General features: G+C 68.9%; 17 protein-coding genes. 12 read left to right on the top strand and 5 right to left on the bottom strand.

What is annotated here, in order from left to right; genetic code table 11:
- Positions 1–14: 14 nt before the first annotated feature.
- The 10 genes from ACWPN7_RS23405 (at position 15) to ACWPN7_RS23450 (ending at position 9,828) form a co-directional block, all read left to right on the top strand.
- Positions 15–638, top strand: a complete 624-nt coding sequence (locus tag ACWPN7_RS23405; protein ID WP_459196468.1) for a cytochrome c oxidase assembly protein — start codon at positions 15–17, stop codon at positions 636–638.
- A 59-nt stretch (positions 639–697) separates the two neighbouring features.
- The gene (locus ACWPN7_RS23410; protein ID WP_014240850.1) at positions 698–1,576 is read left to right on the top strand and encodes a cytochrome c oxidase subunit 3; all 879 of its coding nucleotides are present in this window, start codon (positions 698–700) and stop codon (positions 1,574–1,576) included.
- An 82-nt stretch (positions 1,577–1,658) separates the two neighbouring features.
- Complete coding sequence (locus ACWPN7_RS23415) at positions 1,659–2,033, top strand: DUF983 domain-containing protein (RefSeq protein ID WP_038527096.1); 375 nt, start codon at positions 1,659–1,661, stop codon at positions 2,031–2,033.
- Positions 2,034–2,035: 2 nt separating this feature from the next.
- Complete coding sequence (locus ACWPN7_RS23420; RefSeq protein ID WP_459196614.1) at positions 2,036–2,785, top strand: SURF1 family protein; 750 nt, start codon at positions 2,036–2,038, stop codon at positions 2,783–2,785.
- A 12-nt stretch (positions 2,786–2,797) separates the two neighbouring features.
- Positions 2,798–4,294, top strand: a complete 1,497-nt coding sequence (locus tag ACWPN7_RS23425; protein ID WP_459196469.1) for a carboxypeptidase M32 — start codon at positions 2,798–2,800, stop codon at positions 4,292–4,294.
- A gap of 412 nt (positions 4,295–4,706) precedes the next feature.
- The gene (locus ACWPN7_RS23430) at positions 4,707–6,032 is read left to right on the top strand and encodes a glycoside hydrolase family 5 protein (RefSeq protein WP_459196470.1); all 1,326 of its coding nucleotides are present in this window, start codon (positions 4,707–4,709) and stop codon (positions 6,030–6,032) included.
- 174 nt (positions 6,033–6,206) lie between these two features.
- Complete coding sequence (gene thrC, locus ACWPN7_RS23435) at positions 6,207–7,619, top strand: threonine synthase (protein ID WP_459196471.1); 1,413 nt, start codon at positions 6,207–6,209, stop codon at positions 7,617–7,619.
- Positions 7,616–8,872 carry a M16 family metallopeptidase gene (locus tag ACWPN7_RS23440; protein WP_492273458.1) on the top strand — a complete coding sequence of 419 codons (1,257 nt, stop codon included), beginning with the start codon at positions 7,616–7,618 and terminating at the stop codon, positions 8,870–8,872. Before thrC ends, ACWPN7_RS23440 begins: the two co-directional genes overlap by 4 nt.
- Positions 8,873–8,899: 27 nt before the next feature.
- The gene (locus ACWPN7_RS23445) at positions 8,900–9,490 is read left to right on the top strand and encodes a GNAT family N-acetyltransferase (protein WP_038527111.1); all 591 of its coding nucleotides are present in this window, start codon (positions 8,900–8,902) and stop codon (positions 9,488–9,490) included.
- 119 nt (positions 9,491–9,609) lie between these two features.
- Complete coding sequence (locus ACWPN7_RS23450) at positions 9,610–9,828, top strand: hypothetical protein (RefSeq protein WP_459196472.1); 219 nt, start codon at positions 9,610–9,612, stop codon at positions 9,826–9,828.
- Between the two features lie 73 nt (positions 9,829–9,901).
- On the opposite strand, the gene ACWPN7_RS23455 is transcribed toward ACWPN7_RS23450, so the two are convergent.
- A complete protein-coding gene (locus ACWPN7_RS23455; RefSeq protein ID WP_038527116.1) occupies positions 9,902–10,477 on the bottom strand; it encodes a YqgE/AlgH family protein in 576 nt (191 codons plus the stop codon).
- Positions 10,478–10,634: 157 nt separating this feature from the next.
- On the opposite strand from ACWPN7_RS23455, the gene ACWPN7_RS23460 reads away from it, so the two are divergent.
- Both ACWPN7_RS23460 and ACWPN7_RS23465 read left to right on the top strand, forming a co-directional pair.
- On the top strand, positions 10,635–12,719 hold the full coding sequence (locus tag ACWPN7_RS23460) for a protein-disulfide reductase DsbD family protein (protein ID WP_459196473.1): 2,085 nt from the start codon (positions 10,635–10,637) through the stop codon (positions 12,717–12,719).
- Positions 12,720–12,748: 29 nt separating this feature from the next.
- Complete coding sequence (locus tag ACWPN7_RS23465; RefSeq protein WP_038527122.1) at positions 12,749–13,231, top strand: peroxiredoxin; 483 nt, start codon at positions 12,749–12,751, stop codon at positions 13,229–13,231.
- A gap of 171 nt (positions 13,232–13,402) precedes the next feature.
- Here the strand turns inward: ACWPN7_RS23465 and ACWPN7_RS23470 are convergent, their stop codons facing one another.
- The 4 genes from ACWPN7_RS23470 to ACWPN7_RS23485 form a co-directional block, all read right to left on the bottom strand.
- Positions 13,403–15,001: an AMP-binding protein gene (locus ACWPN7_RS23470; protein ID WP_459196474.1), complete on the bottom strand. Its 1,599-nt coding sequence runs from the start codon at positions 14,999–15,001 to the stop codon at positions 13,403–13,405.
- A 110-nt stretch (positions 15,002–15,111) separates the two neighbouring features.
- Positions 15,112–15,606: a ribonuclease HI gene (gene rnhA, locus ACWPN7_RS23475; RefSeq protein WP_014240837.1), complete on the bottom strand. Its 495-nt coding sequence runs from the start codon at positions 15,604–15,606 to the stop codon at positions 15,112–15,114.
- Positions 15,607–15,610: 4 nt separating this feature from the next.
- A complete protein-coding gene (locus ACWPN7_RS23480) occupies positions 15,611–16,594 on the bottom strand; it encodes a homoserine kinase (protein ID WP_014240836.1) in 984 nt (327 codons plus the stop codon).
- Positions 16,595–16,659: 65 nt separating this feature from the next.
- Entirely contained in the window at positions 16,660–17,022 is a 363-nt protein-coding gene (locus tag ACWPN7_RS23485) for a Uma2 family endonuclease (RefSeq protein WP_492273459.1), read from the bottom strand.
- Positions 17,023–17,177: the final 155 nt, after the last annotated feature.

The raw sequence follows: 17,177 nt of genomic DNA on the forward strand, positions 1-17,177 counted from the left end.
GAGGAAGCGGCGCCATGAACGACCGGCGAGAAGGCGACAAAGGGCTCCGGCGGAAGAACCGCCTGTTCATGGCCGGGCTGTTCGGCCTCGTCTTCGGGATGGTCGGGCTGGCCTACGCTTCGGTGCCGCTCTACGCGCTGTTCTGTCAGGTGACCGGCTTCGGCGGCACCACCCAGCGGGCCGACGCCGCGCCCGCGCGGCAGGTCGACCGCGTCATCAAGGTCCGCTTCAACGCCGACGTGAACCAGTCGCTGCCCTGGCGCTTCAAGCCGGAGCAGAAGGAGCTGACGGTGAAGCTGGGCGAGATGGGGCTGGCCGCCTATCAGGCCGCCAACCGGGTCGACCGGCCCACCGTGGGCACCGCGCTCTACAACGTCACGCCGGACAAGGTCGGCAAGTACTTCAACAAGATCGAGTGCTTCTGCTTCACCGAGCAGGTGCTGGAGCCCGGTCAGTCGGTGGATATGCCGGTGGCCTTCTTCGTCGATCCGGCCCTGGCCGACGATCCGGCGATGGAGGATGTGACCACCATCACCCTGTCCTACACCTTCTTCCGCGCCAAGGACGAGACCCAGGTACTGGCGCAGCACGCGATGCAGGCCGCGGGTGCGAAAGGCACCGGGACCGCGGCGAACTGAAAAAAGAGACAGTCTGAACGAAGAAATCGGGCGAAACAAACCGGGGTTGGAAAGAGACGATGGCCGACATCACGCACGCGCAAATGCCGCATCCCCCAGCCTCCGCGCACGGCGCGGGCGAGGGCGCCGGCATCCCGCATCCCTACCATCTGGTGAAGCCGAGCCCATGGCCTCTGCTGGGCGCCTTCGCGGCCGGTCTGTTCGCGACGGGCATGGTCATCTACATGCACGGCGGCGGCTGGCTGCTGGCAGCCCTCGGCTTCCTGTCCATCCTGGGCGTGATGTTCGGCTGGTGGCGCGACGTCATCAAGGAGGCGGTGCGCGAGAAGGCGCACACCCCGGTGGTGAAGATCGGCCTGCGCTACGGCATGGCGCTGTTCATCGCCTCGGAGGTGATGTTCTTCGCCGCCTTCTTCTGGGCCTTCTACGACGCGGCGCTCTACCCGAAGGTATTCGCCGAGAACCCGCACGGCGTCTGGCCGCCGCCGAACATCACGGTGCTGGAAACCTTCCACCTGCCGCTGATGATGACGCTGATCCTGCTGCTGTCGGGCGTCACCGTCACCTGGGCGCACCACGCCATCCTTGAGGGCCGCAACAAGGAGGCGTCGCGCGCGCTGGGCCTGACCGTCCTGCTGGGGGTGATGTTCACCTTCTTCCAGGGCTGGGAATACGCCCACGCCGCTTTCGGCTTCAAGCAGGGCATCTACCCGTCGACCTTCTACATGGCGACCGGTTTCCACGGCTTCCACGTCATCATCGGGACCATCTTCCTGGCGGTCTGCTGGTTCCGCACCATGAAGGGCCACTTCACCCCGCGGAGCCATTTCGGCTTCGAGGCGGCGGCCTGGTACTGGCACTTCGTGGACGTGGTCTGGCTGTTCCTGTTCGTGTCGATCTACTGGTGGGGGTCACTGGGCGCCGCCAGCGGCCACTGATCGATCCCCCCTGTCGCCTTGCGAAGCCCTTCTCCTCCACCGGGGGAGAGGGGCTTCCCGTTCCTGGAAGGAGGCGGATCATTTGAGCACGTACTACACCAGCCCATCGCCCCTGACCGCCGGCCTGCGTTGCGCCTGCCCGCGCTGCGGACGGGGCAAGCTGTTCGACGGCTACCTGACGGTCAACGAGCGCTGTTCGGTGTGCAACCTGAACCTCGCCCGGCAGGACAGCGGTGACGGGCCGGCGGTGTTCCTGATCTTCATCCTGGGTTTCCTGGTCGTGCCGGTGGCGTTGTGGGTGTCGATGTCGGTGGACTGGCCGCTGTGGCTGCACGCCGTCGTCTGGAGCATCGTCGTGCTCGGGCTGGCGCTCGGCATGCTGCGCCCGGCCAAGGCCTATGTGGTGGCGCTGCAGTACCGCCACCGCCGCAACGAGCTGGAGGATCCGGACGAGTGACCATGACCGCCGCCGCCGAGCCCCGCCGCTTCCGCCCCTCGCTGTGGGCGACGCTGATCACCGTTCCCACCGTGCTGGTCATGCTGGGGCTGGGCACGTGGCAGATGCAGCGGCTGGCGTGGAAGGAGGATCTGGTCCGCCGGGTCGAGCAGCGGCTGCACGCCGCCCCCATCCCGCTGCCCTCCGCCATCGCCGATCCGGAGGCGCTGGAGTTCCGTCCGGTGACCGTCAGCGGGCGCTTTCTGAACGACAAGGAGATGCTGCTGGTCGCCCGGCCCCGGCAGGGGCAGGCGGGTTACGAACTGCTGACCCCGTTGCAGCGCCCGGCGGAGGAGGGCGGCGTGGTGCTGGTCAACCGCGGCTTCCTGCCCATGGACAAGCGCGCCCCCGCCAGCCGTCCGGAGAGCCGGGTGGAAGGGCCGGTGACCGTCACCGGTCTGGTCCGCCTGCCGCAACCCGCCGGCTGGCTCCAACCGGGCAACCGGCCGGGGGCGGAGTCCTGGATGCGGCTGGACCCGCCGGCCATGGCGGCGTCCGTCGGGCTGGAGACGGTCGCCCCGCTGGTGGTCGAGATGACCCCCGACCCGGCACGGGGCAACGCACCGCAGACTGGAATGCTGAACGGGATTCAGCCCCTGGTCGAGATGCCCAACAACCATAGGCAATACGCGTTCACCTGGTATAGCCTCGCCGCGACGCTGGTCGTCGTCTATGTGCTGTCCCAACGCCGGAGGACCAACCCGGCATCCTAGGAGTTGCGCCTCATGACTGCCGCCTATCGGGAGTTGGAACGCCGTTTCGCCCGCATCGCCGCCATCGGCGACGCCCTGGGCATCCTGAGCTGGGACAGCCAGACCATGATGCCCGACGGCTCCAGCGACGGGCGGGCCGAGCAGACCGCCACCCTGACCGTGCTCGCCCACGAGCTGCAAACCGACCCCTGCGTGGCCGACTGGCTGGCGGAGGCCGAGGGGGCGGGCGGGCTGGACGATTGGCAGGCGGCCAACCTGCGGGAGATGCGGCGCACCCACCGCCATGCCACCGCTGTTCCCGCCGACCTGATCGAGGCGACCAGCAAGGCGATCTCGGCCTGCGAGATGACGTGGCGCAGCGCGCGGGCGGAAAGCGACTTCGCCAAGCTGCTGCCCAGCCTGTCGGAGGTGCTGCGCCGCGTGCGGGAGTGCGGCGAGGCCAAAGCGGCCGCCATGGGTCTGTCCCCCTACGACGCCATGCTGGACGAGCACGATCCCGGCGCCCGCTCCGAGCGGATCGACGCCCTCTTCGCCGGTCTGGCCGGCTTCCTGCCGGAGCTGATCGGGCGCGTCCTCGACCGGCAGGCCGCCGAACCGGCGCCGCTGCGGCCCGTGGGGCCCTTCGCCGTCGCCAACCAGAAGGCGCTGGGCGAGCGGTTGATGCGGGCGGCCGGGTTCGACTTCACCCGCGGGCGGCTGGACGTGTCGCTGCATCCCTTCTGCGGCGGCGCCACCGGGGACGTGCGCATCACCACCCGCTACGACGAGGACGACTTCACCAAGGCCCTGATGGGGGTGATGCACGAGACGGGGCACGCCCTCTACGAGCAGGGTCGTCCGCGCGACTGGTTGAACCAGCCGGTGGGGCTGGCCCGCGGCATGGCGGTGCATGAGAGCCAGTCGCTGATTGTCGAGATGCAGGCCTGCCGCTCGCCGGAGTTCCTGTGCTGGCTGGCCCCGGTCGCGCAGGAAGCGTTCGGCGGCTCGGGCCCGTCCTGGGAGCCTGACAACCTGCGCCGCCTCTACAGCCGGGTGGAGCGCGGCTTCATCCGCGTGGACGCCGACGAGGTGACCTACCCGGCGCACATCATCCTGCGCTACCGGCTGGAGAAGGCGTTGATCGCCGGCGATCTGGCGCTGGCCGACCTGCCGGGCGCCTGGAACGACGGCATGAGGGAGTTGGTCGGGGTGGTGCCGCCGAACGACCGGTTGGGCTGCCTTCAGGACATCCACTGGCCGTCCGGCGCCTGGGGCTACTTCCCCAGCTACACGCTGGGCGCCATGACCGCTGCCCAGCTGTTCGAGACCGCGGCGACGGCCGATCCGTACATCCGCCCGGCGCTGGCGCGCGGCGACCTTGGGCCGCTGGTGGCGTGGCTGGGGGCGAATGTGCACGGCAAGGGTTGCCTGTACGCGTCCGGCGACGAGTTGCTGACCGCGGCCACCGGGCGGCCGCTGGATGCGGCGGTGTTCCGGCGGCATCTGGAGAGCCGGTATCTGGGCGCTTGAGCGGAGTCTTGCCCCCTCCCTAACCCTCCCCCGCTAACGCAGGGGAGGGGACTTTTTCTCCCTCCCCTGCGCAGCGGGGGAGGGCCGGGGTGGGGGCATGGGTTTCGCCGAAGCATGTTCGCAGCAGCGGAAAATCCGCAAAATCCACCGAACGCAAAAGGCTAACCCGTAACCCTCCTTCGTTCCTATGCGCCGCTTTGCGCTTTTAAGCAATCAATCCGAAAAACAGCTTCAAAACAGCGCAAGCACTCGACGTGTCCTTATTGTCTAAAATATCTTCAAAATCCGCTCTTCCGGACATGGTCACACATGCCTTGGATTGCCGGAATTAAGCGACATTCCTGGCAATATTTCGTTAACCATAAACCGCCAGCTTCCGGCCCAACGCGAATGGCAACGAGGGCTGAGCACAATGGGCATCGCCAAGGGCTTCCTGCACACGGACGGCAACCAGATCGTCGATTCGTCGGGTCAGAACGTCAAGCTGACGGGCGTCAACTGGTTCGGTGGCGAGGGCTTCGTCTTCAACCCCAACGGCATGGACATGCGCGGGTACTGGGGGATGATGGAGCAGATGAAGGAGATGGGTTTCAACACCATCCGTCTGCCGTGGAGCGACGCGGCTCTGGACGCCGACCGGGCGACGGGCATCGACACCTCCAAGAATCCCGACCTCGCGAACAAGTCCCCGCTTGAGGTCATGGACAAGGTGATCGACTACGCCGGGCGCATCGGCATGAAGGTCATCCTCGACCACCACCGCTCCAGCGACGGTGCGTCGGCCAACGAGAACGGCCTGTGGTACGACGACAAGTACCCGGAGTCGAAGATGATCGAAAACTGGAAGATGCTGGCCGAGCGTTACAAGGGCAACGACACGGTCGTCGGCGCCGACCTGCACAACGAGCCGCACGGCCAGGCGACTTGGGGCGGCGGCGACAAGGCCACCGACTGGGCCTGGGCCGCGGAGCGCATCGGCAACGAGATCCAGTCCGTGAACAAGGATTGGCTGCTGCTGGTCGAGGGCGTCGAAATCCACGAGAACCAGTGGGAGTGGTGGGGCGGCAACCTGCGCGGCGCCAAGGACCGCCCGATCGAGTTCGACAATCCGGGCAAGCTGGTCTACTCGGTCCACTCCTACGGCCCGTCCATCCATGAGATGGAGTGGTTCAAGGCCAGCGACTACCCGAACAACCTGCCGGGCCAGTACACCGACAACTGGGGCTGGCTGCTGAAGGACGACAAGGCGCCCGTGCTGGTCGGCGAGTTCGGCGGCAAGCTGGAGACCGATCAGGACAAGGCCTACATGGCCAAGCTGATCGACTACATGAACGGCGACCTGGACGGCAACGGCACCAACGACCTCGGCGCCGGCAAGGAAGGGGCGAGCTGGACCTACTGGTCGTGGAACCCGAACTCGGGCGACACCGGCGGCATCCTGAAGGACGATTGGCAGACGGTCGACCAGACCAAGTACAACGCCATCAAGGAAGGCCTGTTCGACGGCGGCAGCCCGGCCAAGGCCGCCTGGGCTCCGGCCAAGGCCCAGGCGCTGGGTGAGGGCGACATCAACGTCCTGTCCCACACGGTGACCCAGCCGCAGGCGGCGGATCACAGCACCGCCGCCTCGGTGAACGCCGCGCTCGCCGCCCAGACGGTGGAGCTTCCGCCGGTCGACGCCGCGCACGATCCGTCGGCGCTGCATCACGACCCGCTGGACGTCCACACCGGCGCCTGATCGGAGGATAGCATTCCACCGTCCCTCTCCCGGGGCGGGAGAGGGACGGTGGAATGCAACGCACCCGGAACCCGCCGCTTGCGCCGCGTGTGGGAGGGCGCTAACTATGCCCGTTCCACAAGAGTTGCCGGCCCGCCACAGCGTCGGCCACCTTCAGGCGTCGGAGAGTGTGCGTTGAAGTACGTCAGCACGCGGGGCCAGGCCCCGGTCCTGGGTTTCGAAGAAGTCCTTCTGGCCGGTCTCGCGCGTGACGGCGGCCTCTATGTCCCGGAAAGCTGGCCGCAGTTCTCGGCCGACGAGATCCGCGCGATGCGCGGCCTTCCCTACAGCGAGATCGCCGTGCGCGTCATGCTGCCCTTCCTGGGCGGCGCCATCGCCGAGGACGACTTCCGCACCATCGTGAAGGACGCCTACGCCAGCTTCGACCACGCCGCGGTGGTGCCGCTGGTGCAGCTCGACCAGCGCACTTGGGTGATGGAGCTGTTCCACGGTCCGACGCTGGCTTTCAAGGACGTGGCGCTGCAACTGCTCGGCCGCCTGTTCGACCATGTGCTGGCCAAGCGCGGCGAGCGGGTGACCATCGTCGGCGCCACCTCGGGCGACACCGGCTCCGCCGCCATCGAGGCGTGCCGCGACCGCCAGAACGTGGACATCTTCATCCTGCACCCGAAGGGCCGCACGTCGGAGGTGCAGCGCCGCCAGATGACCAGCGTCCTGTCGGATAACGTGCACAACATCGCGCTGCACGGCACCTTCGACGACTGCCAGGATCTGGTGAAGGCGCTGTTCAACGACATGGCCTTCCGCGACAAGATGGGCCTGTCGGCGGTGAACTCGATCAACTGGGCGCGCATCATGGCCCAGATCGTCTATTACTTCGCCGCCGCGGTGGCGCTGGGCGCGCCCGACCGCAAGGTGGCCTTCACCGTCCCCACCGGCAATTTCGGCAACGTCTACGCCGCCTACGGCGCGCGGGCGATGGGGCTGCCGGTTGAGCGGCTGATCGTGGGCTCCAACGCCAACGACATCCTGGCGCGCTTTTTTGCCAGCGGCACCATGTCGGCGGCTCCGGTCGTGCCCACATTGAGTCCCAGCATGGACATCCAGATCTCCTCCAACTTCGAGCGGCTGCTGTTCGATCTGCTGGGCCGCGACGGCGCCGCCGTGCAGGCCGCCATGGACGGCTTCCGCGCGGAGGGCAAGTTCGCCGTCACCGACGCGCAGCTGGCCGAGGCGCACGCGATCTTCGCCGCGGGCCGCGCCGACGACGCCCGGACCATGGACGTCATCAAGGAGGTCTGGGAGAAGACCGGCGGCTATCAGGTCGATCCGCACACCGCCGTCGGCATCCATTCCGCGGCGACCGCCCCGGTCGATCCGTCGGTGCCGGTGGCCGTGATGGCGACCGCCCACCCGGCCAAGTTCCCCGACGCGGTGGAGACGGCCACCGGCCGGCGCCCGGTCCTGCCGCCGCGCCTCGCCGACCTCTACGAGCGGGAGGAGCGGCTGTCCGAGCTGCCCAACGACGTGGCGGCGGTCCAGGAGTTCGTCGTCGCCCGCGCCCGCGCCGCCAAGGAGGCCGCATGAGCATCCGCGTGACCACGCTGCCGAACGGGCTGCGCGTCGCCACCGACACGATGCCCGGCGTGCAGTCGGTCTCGCTCGGCTGCTGGGTCGGGGTCGGCACGCGCAACGAGTCCGCGAGCGTCAACGGCGTGGCTCATCTCGTCGAGCACATGCTGTTCAAGGGCACCGAGCGGCGCTCCGCCTTCCGCATCTCCGAAGAGATCGAGAATGTCGGCGGCCAGCTCAACGCCTACACGACGCGCGAGCAGACGGCCTATTACGCCAAGGTCCTGCACGACGACACGGCGCTGGCGCTCGACCTCATCGCCGACATGCTCCAGAATTCCGTCCTCGACAGCGAGGAGCTGGTGCGGGAGCGCACGGTGGTGCTTCAGGAGATCGGCCAGTCCGCCGACACCCCCGACGACATTATCTTCGACCATTTCCAGTCGACCGCCTATCCGGGGCAGGCGCTGGGGCGCCCTGTCCTGGGATCGGCGGAGATCGTCGGCGCCCTGTCGCGCCCGGCGCTGGTCGATTACATCGACGGCCATTACGGCGCGCCGGGCATCGTCCTGGCCGCCGCCGGACGGCTGGAGCACGACCGGCTCGTCGACATGGCCCTGTCGGCCTTCGACGGGCTGTCCTCCCGTCCGGCGCCGGAGTCCGAGGACGCGCGCTACGCCGGCGGCGACTTCCGCGAGGCGCGGGACCTGGAGCAGATGCACCTCGTCCTCGGCTTCGACGGGGTGGGGGTGCACGACCCGGACTATTACGCCCATTCGGTGATGTCGACGCTGCTCGGCGGAGGCATGTCCTCCCGCCTCTTCCAGGAGGTGCGGGAGAAGCGCGGGCTGGTCTATTCCATCTACACCTTTTCCGGCGCCTACCGCGACGGCGGGCTGTTCGGCGTCTACGCCGGCACCGGCGAGGACGAGGTGGCGGAGCTGGTCCCGGTCGTCTGCGACGAGCTGATGCGGGTAACCGAGGACGTGACCGAGGAGGAGGTGGCCCGCGCCGCCGCCCAGCTCCGCGCCGGGACGCTGATGGCGCTGGAAAGCTCAATGTCGCGTTGCGAGCAGCTCGGCCAGCAGCTTCTCGTCTACGGGCGCCCCGTGCCGGTGGAGGAGATCGTCGAGAAGATCGGGGCGGTCGACCGCGAGTTCATCGTCCGTGTCGCCCGCCGCCTGCGGGAAAGCCGCCCCACTGTGGCCGCGCTCGGTCCGATCGGGCGGCTTGAGGAGTATGACCGCATCGCCGCGCGGTTCCGGTAAGGGACGCGCCAGGGTGGGAGGGGCAGCATGATCCGCCTGCTCGGCGGTGGTCTCATCAGCCCGCCGGCGGTCCGGCTCGACGGGCCGATCTGCTACATCCGCCCGCCGCTGCCGCGGGATTGGCGGGAATGGGCCGACCTGCGGGCGGACTCCCGCGCTTTCCTCACTCCCTGGGAGCCGACCTGGCCGGCCGACGCCCTGACCCGCGCCGCCTTCGGGCGCCGGCTGCGGCGTCAGGCCCAGGAATGGCGCGACGACCAGGGCTACAGCTTCCTCGTCTACGACCGCGCGACCGACCGGCTGGTCGGCGGGCTGGGGCTGACCAATCTGCGGCGCGGTGTGGCCCAGATGGCGACGCTCGGCTACTGGGTGGGGCAGCCCTACGCACGCAACGGCTACATGTCCGGCGCGACCCGGCTGGTGCTGGATTTCGCCTTCGGGCAATTGGGGCTGCACCGGGTCGAGGCCGCCTGTCTGCCGACCAACGCGCCCAGCCGCGGCCTTCTGGAAAAGGTCGGCTTCACCCACGAAGGCTACGCGCGCGGCTATCTGCGCATCGACGGGGTGTGGCGGGACCATGTCCTCTACGCCATCCTGCGCGAGGAGTGGCGGGGCTAGCCCGTCCGGTCGGGGTGCCCGCCTCCAAAATCCCAAGACGTCGTTCCGGCCAGCTTAACCCGCGGTTAAGGGAGCGGGCGCAGGCTGACGGCATGTCCTTCGCATCGCATGAGGCGGATATGTCGTCGAACCCAACCTATCCGAACGCAACTTGGACGAAAGAAGACTCCCTGACTTACACCGTCGAGCTGGACGGGCGTCGCGTCGATCTGCGCTACGAAGCGTCGGGCTTCCAGAGCGGCTGGGCGGTCTACGCCGGTGACGAGCTGGTCGAACGTTGCAGCGAGCTGATGCAGGCCCGCGGCCTCGCCCTGGCGATCGCCAGCAAGGGTCCGTGAAACAAAAGTTTTGACGTGAGGTCCCGCCGCTTGTGGTGCGGCGGGTCGTGCTCGTGATCGGGAGGGGACGCCGTCAGGCGTGCCCGGCCTCCGCCGACAGCATGGACAGGCTGACGCCGAGCTTGGCGATCGAGCGCTCCCACTTGGTGTCCAGTTCGGGATCGAACAGCAGCGTCTCGTCGCAGGGCACGTTCAGCCAGCCGTTCGCCTGGATTTCCGCGTCCAACTGCCCCGGCCCCCAGCCGGCGTAGCCGAGCAGCAGGATGTTGCGGCGCGGCCCGCGGTTTTCGGAAATGGCGCGCAGGATGTCGATGGTCGCGGTCAGCGCCACCTCGTCGTCCACCACCAGCGTGCCATCCCGCACATAATCGGTCGAATGCAGGACGAATCCGCGCCCGGACTCCACAGGCCCGCCATAATGGACGGGCATGTTGGCGATCGGCTCCTGGATTTCGATCTCGAGCTGCTCCAGCAAATCCTCGAAGGTGACCGACCCGAACAGGCGATTGACGACGAGGCCCATGGCGCCGTCTTCGTTGTGGGCGCACATATAGATCACGGTCCGCTGAAAACGCGGGTCCGTCATGCCCGGCATGGCGATCAGCAACTGGCCGGTCAGATAGTCCGAGGACTTGGTCAGGTGCGGCATGGGCGCTATCCTTGTGTCGGGGGACGGGCGGACCGCTGGGCGGCCACCCGAAGCCGTCTTCGCCCGAGTGTGACAGCACGGGCCAAGCTTTGTCATCCATATACAGCCGCGGCCGATGGGCGGCCCGCTGCGTCTTGATATGAGAACAGTCGGTGCGATGAAAAGGTTTGTTCCGTTCCTGCTCGCCATCCTGGCCTTGGCCGCACCCGGAATGGGGAGGGCGGAGACCGGCTCCTGGGTCAAGTCCGGCCCGGTGGAGGCGCGGCTCGTCGCGTCGGTGCAGGGGGTGGGCGATCTCGCCAAAATCCCTCTGGGGCTGGAGGTCCGGCTGGAGCCGGGCTGGAAGACCTATTGGCGCACTCCGGGCGATGCCGGCTTCGCGCCGCGGCTGGACTGGTCGGAGTCGCAGAACCTCAAGGCGACGGAACTGATCTACCCGGCGCCGCACCGCTTCACCGTTCTGGGCTTCGAGACGGCGGGCTATGACGCGGAGGTGCTGTTCCCCATCGCCGCCACACCGGCGGAGCCCGGCAAGCCGCTCGATCTCGCGCTGAAGGCGGAGCTGCTGGTCTGCTCGACCATCTGCGTGCCGGAGATGGTGGCGCTGTCCCTGTCCATCCCCGAGGGGCCGGCGACGCCGGGGCCGTCGGCCAACGACATCGCCCGCGCCCAGTCCCTGGTGCCCGGCGACGGGCGGGCGTCGGGCCTGACCGTCACGGCGGTGCGCGGCCAGGGTGCCGTGCTGGAGGTGGAGGTCACCGCCCGCGAGCCGATGGTCGCCCCCGACGTGTTCGTAGAGACCGACCCGCCGGTGACCTTCGCCGCACCCAAGAGCCAATTTCTCGATGGCGACCGGCGCGCGATCCTGCGGATGGACGCGACCGACCCGACGCCCGGCCTGGACCTCGCCGGACGGGCGATGACGCTGACCGTGGTGGACGGCAACCGGTCCGTGGAGGCTCCGGCGACCGCCGCGGCGGGGCTGGGCGGAGGTGCCGGGGCGGCTCCGGCGGGGCTGCTGGCCATGCTGGGAGTCGCCCTGCTGGGCGGGCTGATCCTGAACCTGATGCCCTGCGTGCTGCCGGTGCTGTCGCTGAAGCTGCTCTCGATCGTCCAGCAAGGCGGACGGGCGCCCGCGGCGGTGCGCGCCGGCTTCCTGGCCTCGGCGGCGGGCATCCTGACCTCCTTCCTGATTCTCGCCGGGGCGCTGGTCGCGGTGAAGGCGGCGGGCGGTGCCGTGGGCTGGGGCATCCAGTTCCAGCAACCGCTGTTCCTCGTCTTCATGGTCGTGCTGGTGACGCTGTTCGCCGCCAACCTGTGGGGCCTGTTCGAGCTTCCGCTGCCGCGCGCCGTGGCCGATCGGCTGGACGGGCCGGAGGGGCAGGGGCTGGGTGGACAGTTCGCCACCGGCGCCTTCGCCACGCTGCTCGCCACACCCTGCTCCGCGCCCTTCCTGGGGACGGCTGTGGGCTTCGCGCTGGCCCGCGGGGCGCTGGAGGTGTTCGCCATCTTCGCCGCGCTCGGCGTCGGGCTGGCGCTGCCCTATCTGCTGATCGCCGCCTTCCCACGCGCCGCGCGCCTGCTGCCGCGCCCGGGGCGCTGGATGGTGGCGCTGCGCCGGGTGCTGGGCGGGGCGCTGGCCCTGACCGCGCTGTGGCTGCTGTCGGTGTTGGTCGTCCAGGTCGGCGAGGTGCCGGCGCTGGCCGTCGCCGTGCTGATGGGCGGGCTGGTCGCCGCGCTGTGGCTGGGCCGCCGGCTGGCGGAGACGGCGCGCTGGGCCGGGGCGGCGCTGGCCGGGCTGCTGGCCCTGGTGGCCTTCGCCGTTCCCGCCGTCTTCGGCCCTTCCGCCGGGGCGGCTCCGGTGGCCGAAAGCACAGCGGCGCGCTGGACCGTCTTCGACGAGGCGGCGATCCGCGAGCAGGTGGCCGCCGGGCGCACCGTCTTCGTGGACGTCACCGCCGACTGGTGCATCACCTGCCAGGCGAACAAGAAGCTGGTGCTGAACCGCGGCACCGTCGCGCAACGGCTGGAGGACGCCGGGACGGTGACCGCCATGCGCGCCGACTGGACCCGACCGGACGAGAGCATTGCCCGCTATCTTGCCCGACACGGCCGCTATGGTATTCCTTTCAACATCGTCTATGGTCCGGGGGCTCCGGAGGGCATCGCGCTTCCGGAACTGCTGACCGAGGGCGCCGTCCTCGACGCGCTCGACCGGGCGTCCGGCAAGATCAAAAGCTGAAGCACAAAAAATTTGGGAGTTCAGGAGACATGACCATTCAAGTGGGCGACGCCATCCCGTCCGTCACGCTGAAGCATCTGACCGACAACGGGATGCAGGACGTCACCACCGACGCGCTGTTCAAGGGCAAGACGGTGGTGCTGTTCTCCGTGCCGGGCGCCTTCACCCCGACCTGCTCCGCCAAGCATCTGCCGGGCTTCGTCCAGAAGGCCGAGGACCTGAAGGCCAAGGGCGTGGACGACATCGTCTGCCTCGCCGTCAACGACCCCTTCGTGATGCGCGCCTGGGGCGAGAAGAACGGAGTCGGCGGCAAGGTCACCATGCTGCCGGACGGCAACGCCGCGCTGACCCAGGCGCTGGGCCTGACGATGGACGGGACGGGCTACGGCCTCGGCCTGCGTGGCCAGCGCTTCGCCCTGGTCGCCAAGGACGGCAAGGTCACCCACCTCGCCGTGGAGAAGCCGGGCCAGTTCGAGGTGTCCTCGGCCGAAGCGGTGCTGGGCGCGCTGTAAGGGGGGCAGAGCAACCCGGGGGCGTCATTATAAACCCTCTCCCCTCTGGGGAGAGGGTGGCCCGAAGGGCCGGTGAGGGGGGTGCGCTTGTGCCGGACGTTCCGCCACGCGCACCCCCCTCACCCTGACCCTCTCCCCAGAGGGGAGAGGGAATTGTGCGCAGGTTCTCGTTCAAGTCGCCTTCGTGCGGTCCCAGGTGGTGTCGGCCACGCCGCGTTCCCGAAGCTTCGCCTTCTGCACCTTGGCGGTCGGCGTCTTGGGGAAGGCGTCCACGATGTCGATGTAGCGGGGCTGGGCGTAGCGCGGCAGTTCACGCTCGGCGTAGGCGGCCACGGCCTCCGGCGTCAGGGTGGCGCCCGGTGCGGCGACCAGCGCGACCATGATCTCGTCCTCCGCCCCCGGAATGCCTGCCGGTACGGCGTAGGCGGCGACCTCCGCCACGCCCTCGAGCCGCGACAGCACCGTCTCCACCTCGTAGGACGAGACGTTCTCGCCGCGGCGGCGGATGCAGTCCTTGATGCGGTCGACGAAGGTGACGTAGCCCTCCGCGTCCATCACCGCGGCGTCGCCGGTGTGGAACCACAGGTTTCGCCACGCCTCAACCGTCTTGTCGGGCATCCGGTGATAGCCGGACAGGAAGCCGAAGGCGGCCTTCGGGCGTACCATGACCTCGCCGACCTGACCGCGCGGCACCGGGATGTCGGTCTGCGGGTCGCGGATCTCCACCTCGAAGTAGCGGTCGTAGACCTTGCCGCAGGTGCCGGGGCGCGGCTTGCCCATCTCGGCGTAGAGCGGGATGTTCACCTCGGTCATGCCGTAGAGGCTGATGACGTCGCGGACGCCGAAGCGCTCACGCAGCACCCGTTCGGTGTCCGCCGGGTTGGGGGCGGCGCCGACGAGGCGCAGGGGGTGGTCCCGGTCGTCGGGGCGCGGCGGTTGGGCCACCACGAAGGCAGTGACGGCGCCCAGCGAGTTGGTCACCGTGCAGCCGTGGCGCCGGATGTCGTCGAGCCAGGAGGACGCGCTGAACCGCTCGCGCAGCACCGCCGACCCGCCGGAGATCATCGCGGCGTAGAGCTGCATGTAGAGCCCATTGGCGTGGAACAGCGGCAGGCAGATGTAGAAGCGGTCTTCGTCGGTCAGCGCGAAATTGTCGATGGAGCCCAGCCCGAACAGGAAGCCGTGGCCGTGCGGCATCAGCACGCCCTTCGACAGGCCGGTGGTGCCCGACGTGTACATGATGCAGGCGTCGTCGCCGGCGCGGGGCAGGGGGCCGTCGTAGGGGGCGGCGTCGCGCCAGCCCTCCAGCGCCGTGTGCGGCGATCCTTGGGCGGCGCCGGGCACCACCAGCCCACGCAGCGCGGTCAGGCGTGGCGTGATGTCGGTGATGCGGTCGGCCAGGGCGGCGTCGACCACCGCCAGGGCGGCCCCGGCGTTCTCCAACTGGTGCTCCAGGAAGCCGCCCTTCAGCTCGGTGTTCAGCGCGACCATGACGGCGCCCAGCCGTCCCAGCCCCAGCCACACGCGCACGAAGTCCAGTCCGTTCGGCAGCATCACCGCCACCGTGTCGCCCGGCTTCACGCCCAGCCCCGCGAAGAAGCCGGCCACGCGGCCCGCCTGCTCCTGGGCCTCGGCGTAGGTCAGCGAATCGCCGTTGTTCTCTTTGCCGGCGATCATCGTGACGAAGGTCTTGCCGCCGCGTTCGGCGGCCTGATGGGCCAGCACCTCGGGCAGCACCCAGCGGGCTTCGTTCCGCAAATGCGGATACATCTCGGTCTCCTCCCAACGATCTTTCGTCGTTTGTTGTCGGAGGGAGCCTAGCGGGGCGGTGGGGCCGCCGTCCACAAACCCTTGAGGATGGCGGCCATTCGCCGGACGGGTCAGCCCCGCCCGGTCTGCCGGACCTCGGCGACGCCCTGGCGGGCCAGCGCGTCGGCCCGCTCGTTCTCCGGGTGGCCGGCATGGCCACGGACCCAGTGGAACTCGATCCGGTGCTGCCGCTTCGCCTCGTCCAGGCGGCGCCACAAATCCTCGTTCTTCACCGGCTTCTTGTCGGCGGTCTTCCAGCCACGGGCCTTCCAGCCGTGAATCCACTGGGTGATGCCGTTCTTCACATACTCGCTGTCGGTGTAGAGCCGCACCTCCATGGGCCGCTTCAGAGCTTCCAGCGCCTGGATGGCGGCCATCAGCTCCATGCGGTTGTTGGTGGTGGCCGGCTCGCCGCCGTACAGCTCCTTCTCCACCCCGTTGTAGCGCAGGATGGCGCCCCAGCCGCCGGGGCCGGGGTTGCCGCTGCACGCGCCGTCGGTGAAGATGTCGACAACCTTCGGCGCGCTCTTGTCACCGTCGGTGCCGGTCTCCGTGGTGTCCGTCATGGCGTCAGACCTGATAGCTGCCGCCGTCGTCGAGCGCGTAGTCGCCGAGCCCGCGGACGGTCTGGTGGAAGCGCAGCTTGCGCAGATACTCCAGCGGGTCCTTCGGACGCACGAAGGCCCCCGGCGGATGGTTCAGCCAGTCGTAGAGGCGCGTCAGCAGGAAACGCAGGGCGCTGCCGCGGCACAGCCAGGGCAGGGCGGCCATCTCCGCCGGCGACAGAGGGCGGACCTTCTGATAGCTGGTCAGCAGCATTCGCGCCTTGGTGGCGTTGAACGACCCGTCGACCTCGAAGCACCAGGCGTTCATGCAGATCGCGATGTCGTAGGCCAGGAAGTCGTTGCAGGCGAAGTAGAAGTCGATCAGGCCGGACAGCCCGTCGCCGCGGAAGAACACGTTGTCGGGGAACAGGTCGGCGTGGATGACCCCGGACGGCAGGCCGGCAGGCCAGTTGGCCTCCAGTGCTGCAAGCTCCGCCTCCAGCGTCGCGCGCAGGTCGCGGGCCACCTCGTCGGCGCGCGGCGCGCATTTGCCGGCAAGATCCTTCCAGCCGTCCAGCGACAGGGCGTTGGGACGCTCCATCCGGAAATCGGCGACGGCCAGATGCAGGCGGGCCAGCGCCGTGCCCAGTTCCGCGCAGTGGTGCGGCGTGATGCGGCGCGGCCACATGCCGGCCAGGAAGGTGACGATCACTGCCGGGCGCCCGGCCAGCTCGCGCAGGGCCAGCCCGTCCGTCCCCTGGACCGGCAACGGGCAGGCGATGCCCTTGTCGGCGAGATGCTCCATCAGACCCAGGAAGAAGGGCAGATCCTCCCGCCGGGTGCGCTTCTCGTAGAGCGTCAGGATGTAGGGGCCGCGCTCCGTCACCAGGAGGAAGTTGGAATTCTCCACCCCCTCCGCGATGCCCTTGCAGGACAGGACGGCGCCCAGATCGTACTGGGCGATGAAAGCGTTCAGCTCGTCGTCGGTGACTTCGGTGTATACGGCCATGCCAGCGCCTTACCGGGATTCGGGGCGCCGGTCAATGCTGCCGCGGCCGCTCGCCTCTGGGCCGCTCACAGGGCTATGCCGTCGTAAAGCGCCGCCAGGGGAAGCTCCGCCCCGATGGAGGCCAGCGGCAGCGTGGCGTCCTCGGTGAAATCCTCGACGATCCAGCGCCGTCCGTCACGGCGCCAGAGCTGCGCCCGGACGGCGCAGCTGTCCACCAGCAGCACCTCCTGCACGGAGGGGATCTGCATGTAGTCGGGCACCTTGGTGCCGCGGTCGTGGCTGGCCGTGCTGTCGGACAGGATCTCGACCACCAGCACCGGATTCGGCGTCGAGCGCTGACCGGGCTGGTGGGGCGAGCAGGTGACGGCGATGTCGGCCTCGTAAAAGCGGTCGTTGCGGTCGTCGCGTTCGATGGCCGTTTCCGTCAAGACTTCGACAGGGTGGGCGGAGACGCATGCCGATAGCGATGATGATCGCCGCCGTCAGCCGGCTGTGCGCCTGGGAGCACGCGTTCATCGCCCGCGGCTGACCGCCGACCAGCTCGTAGCGGGTGTCCGGCTCCTGCCGGTCGGCCCAGGCCAGG

Source organism: Azospirillum sp. UENF 312511 (genome assembly GCF_058780635.1).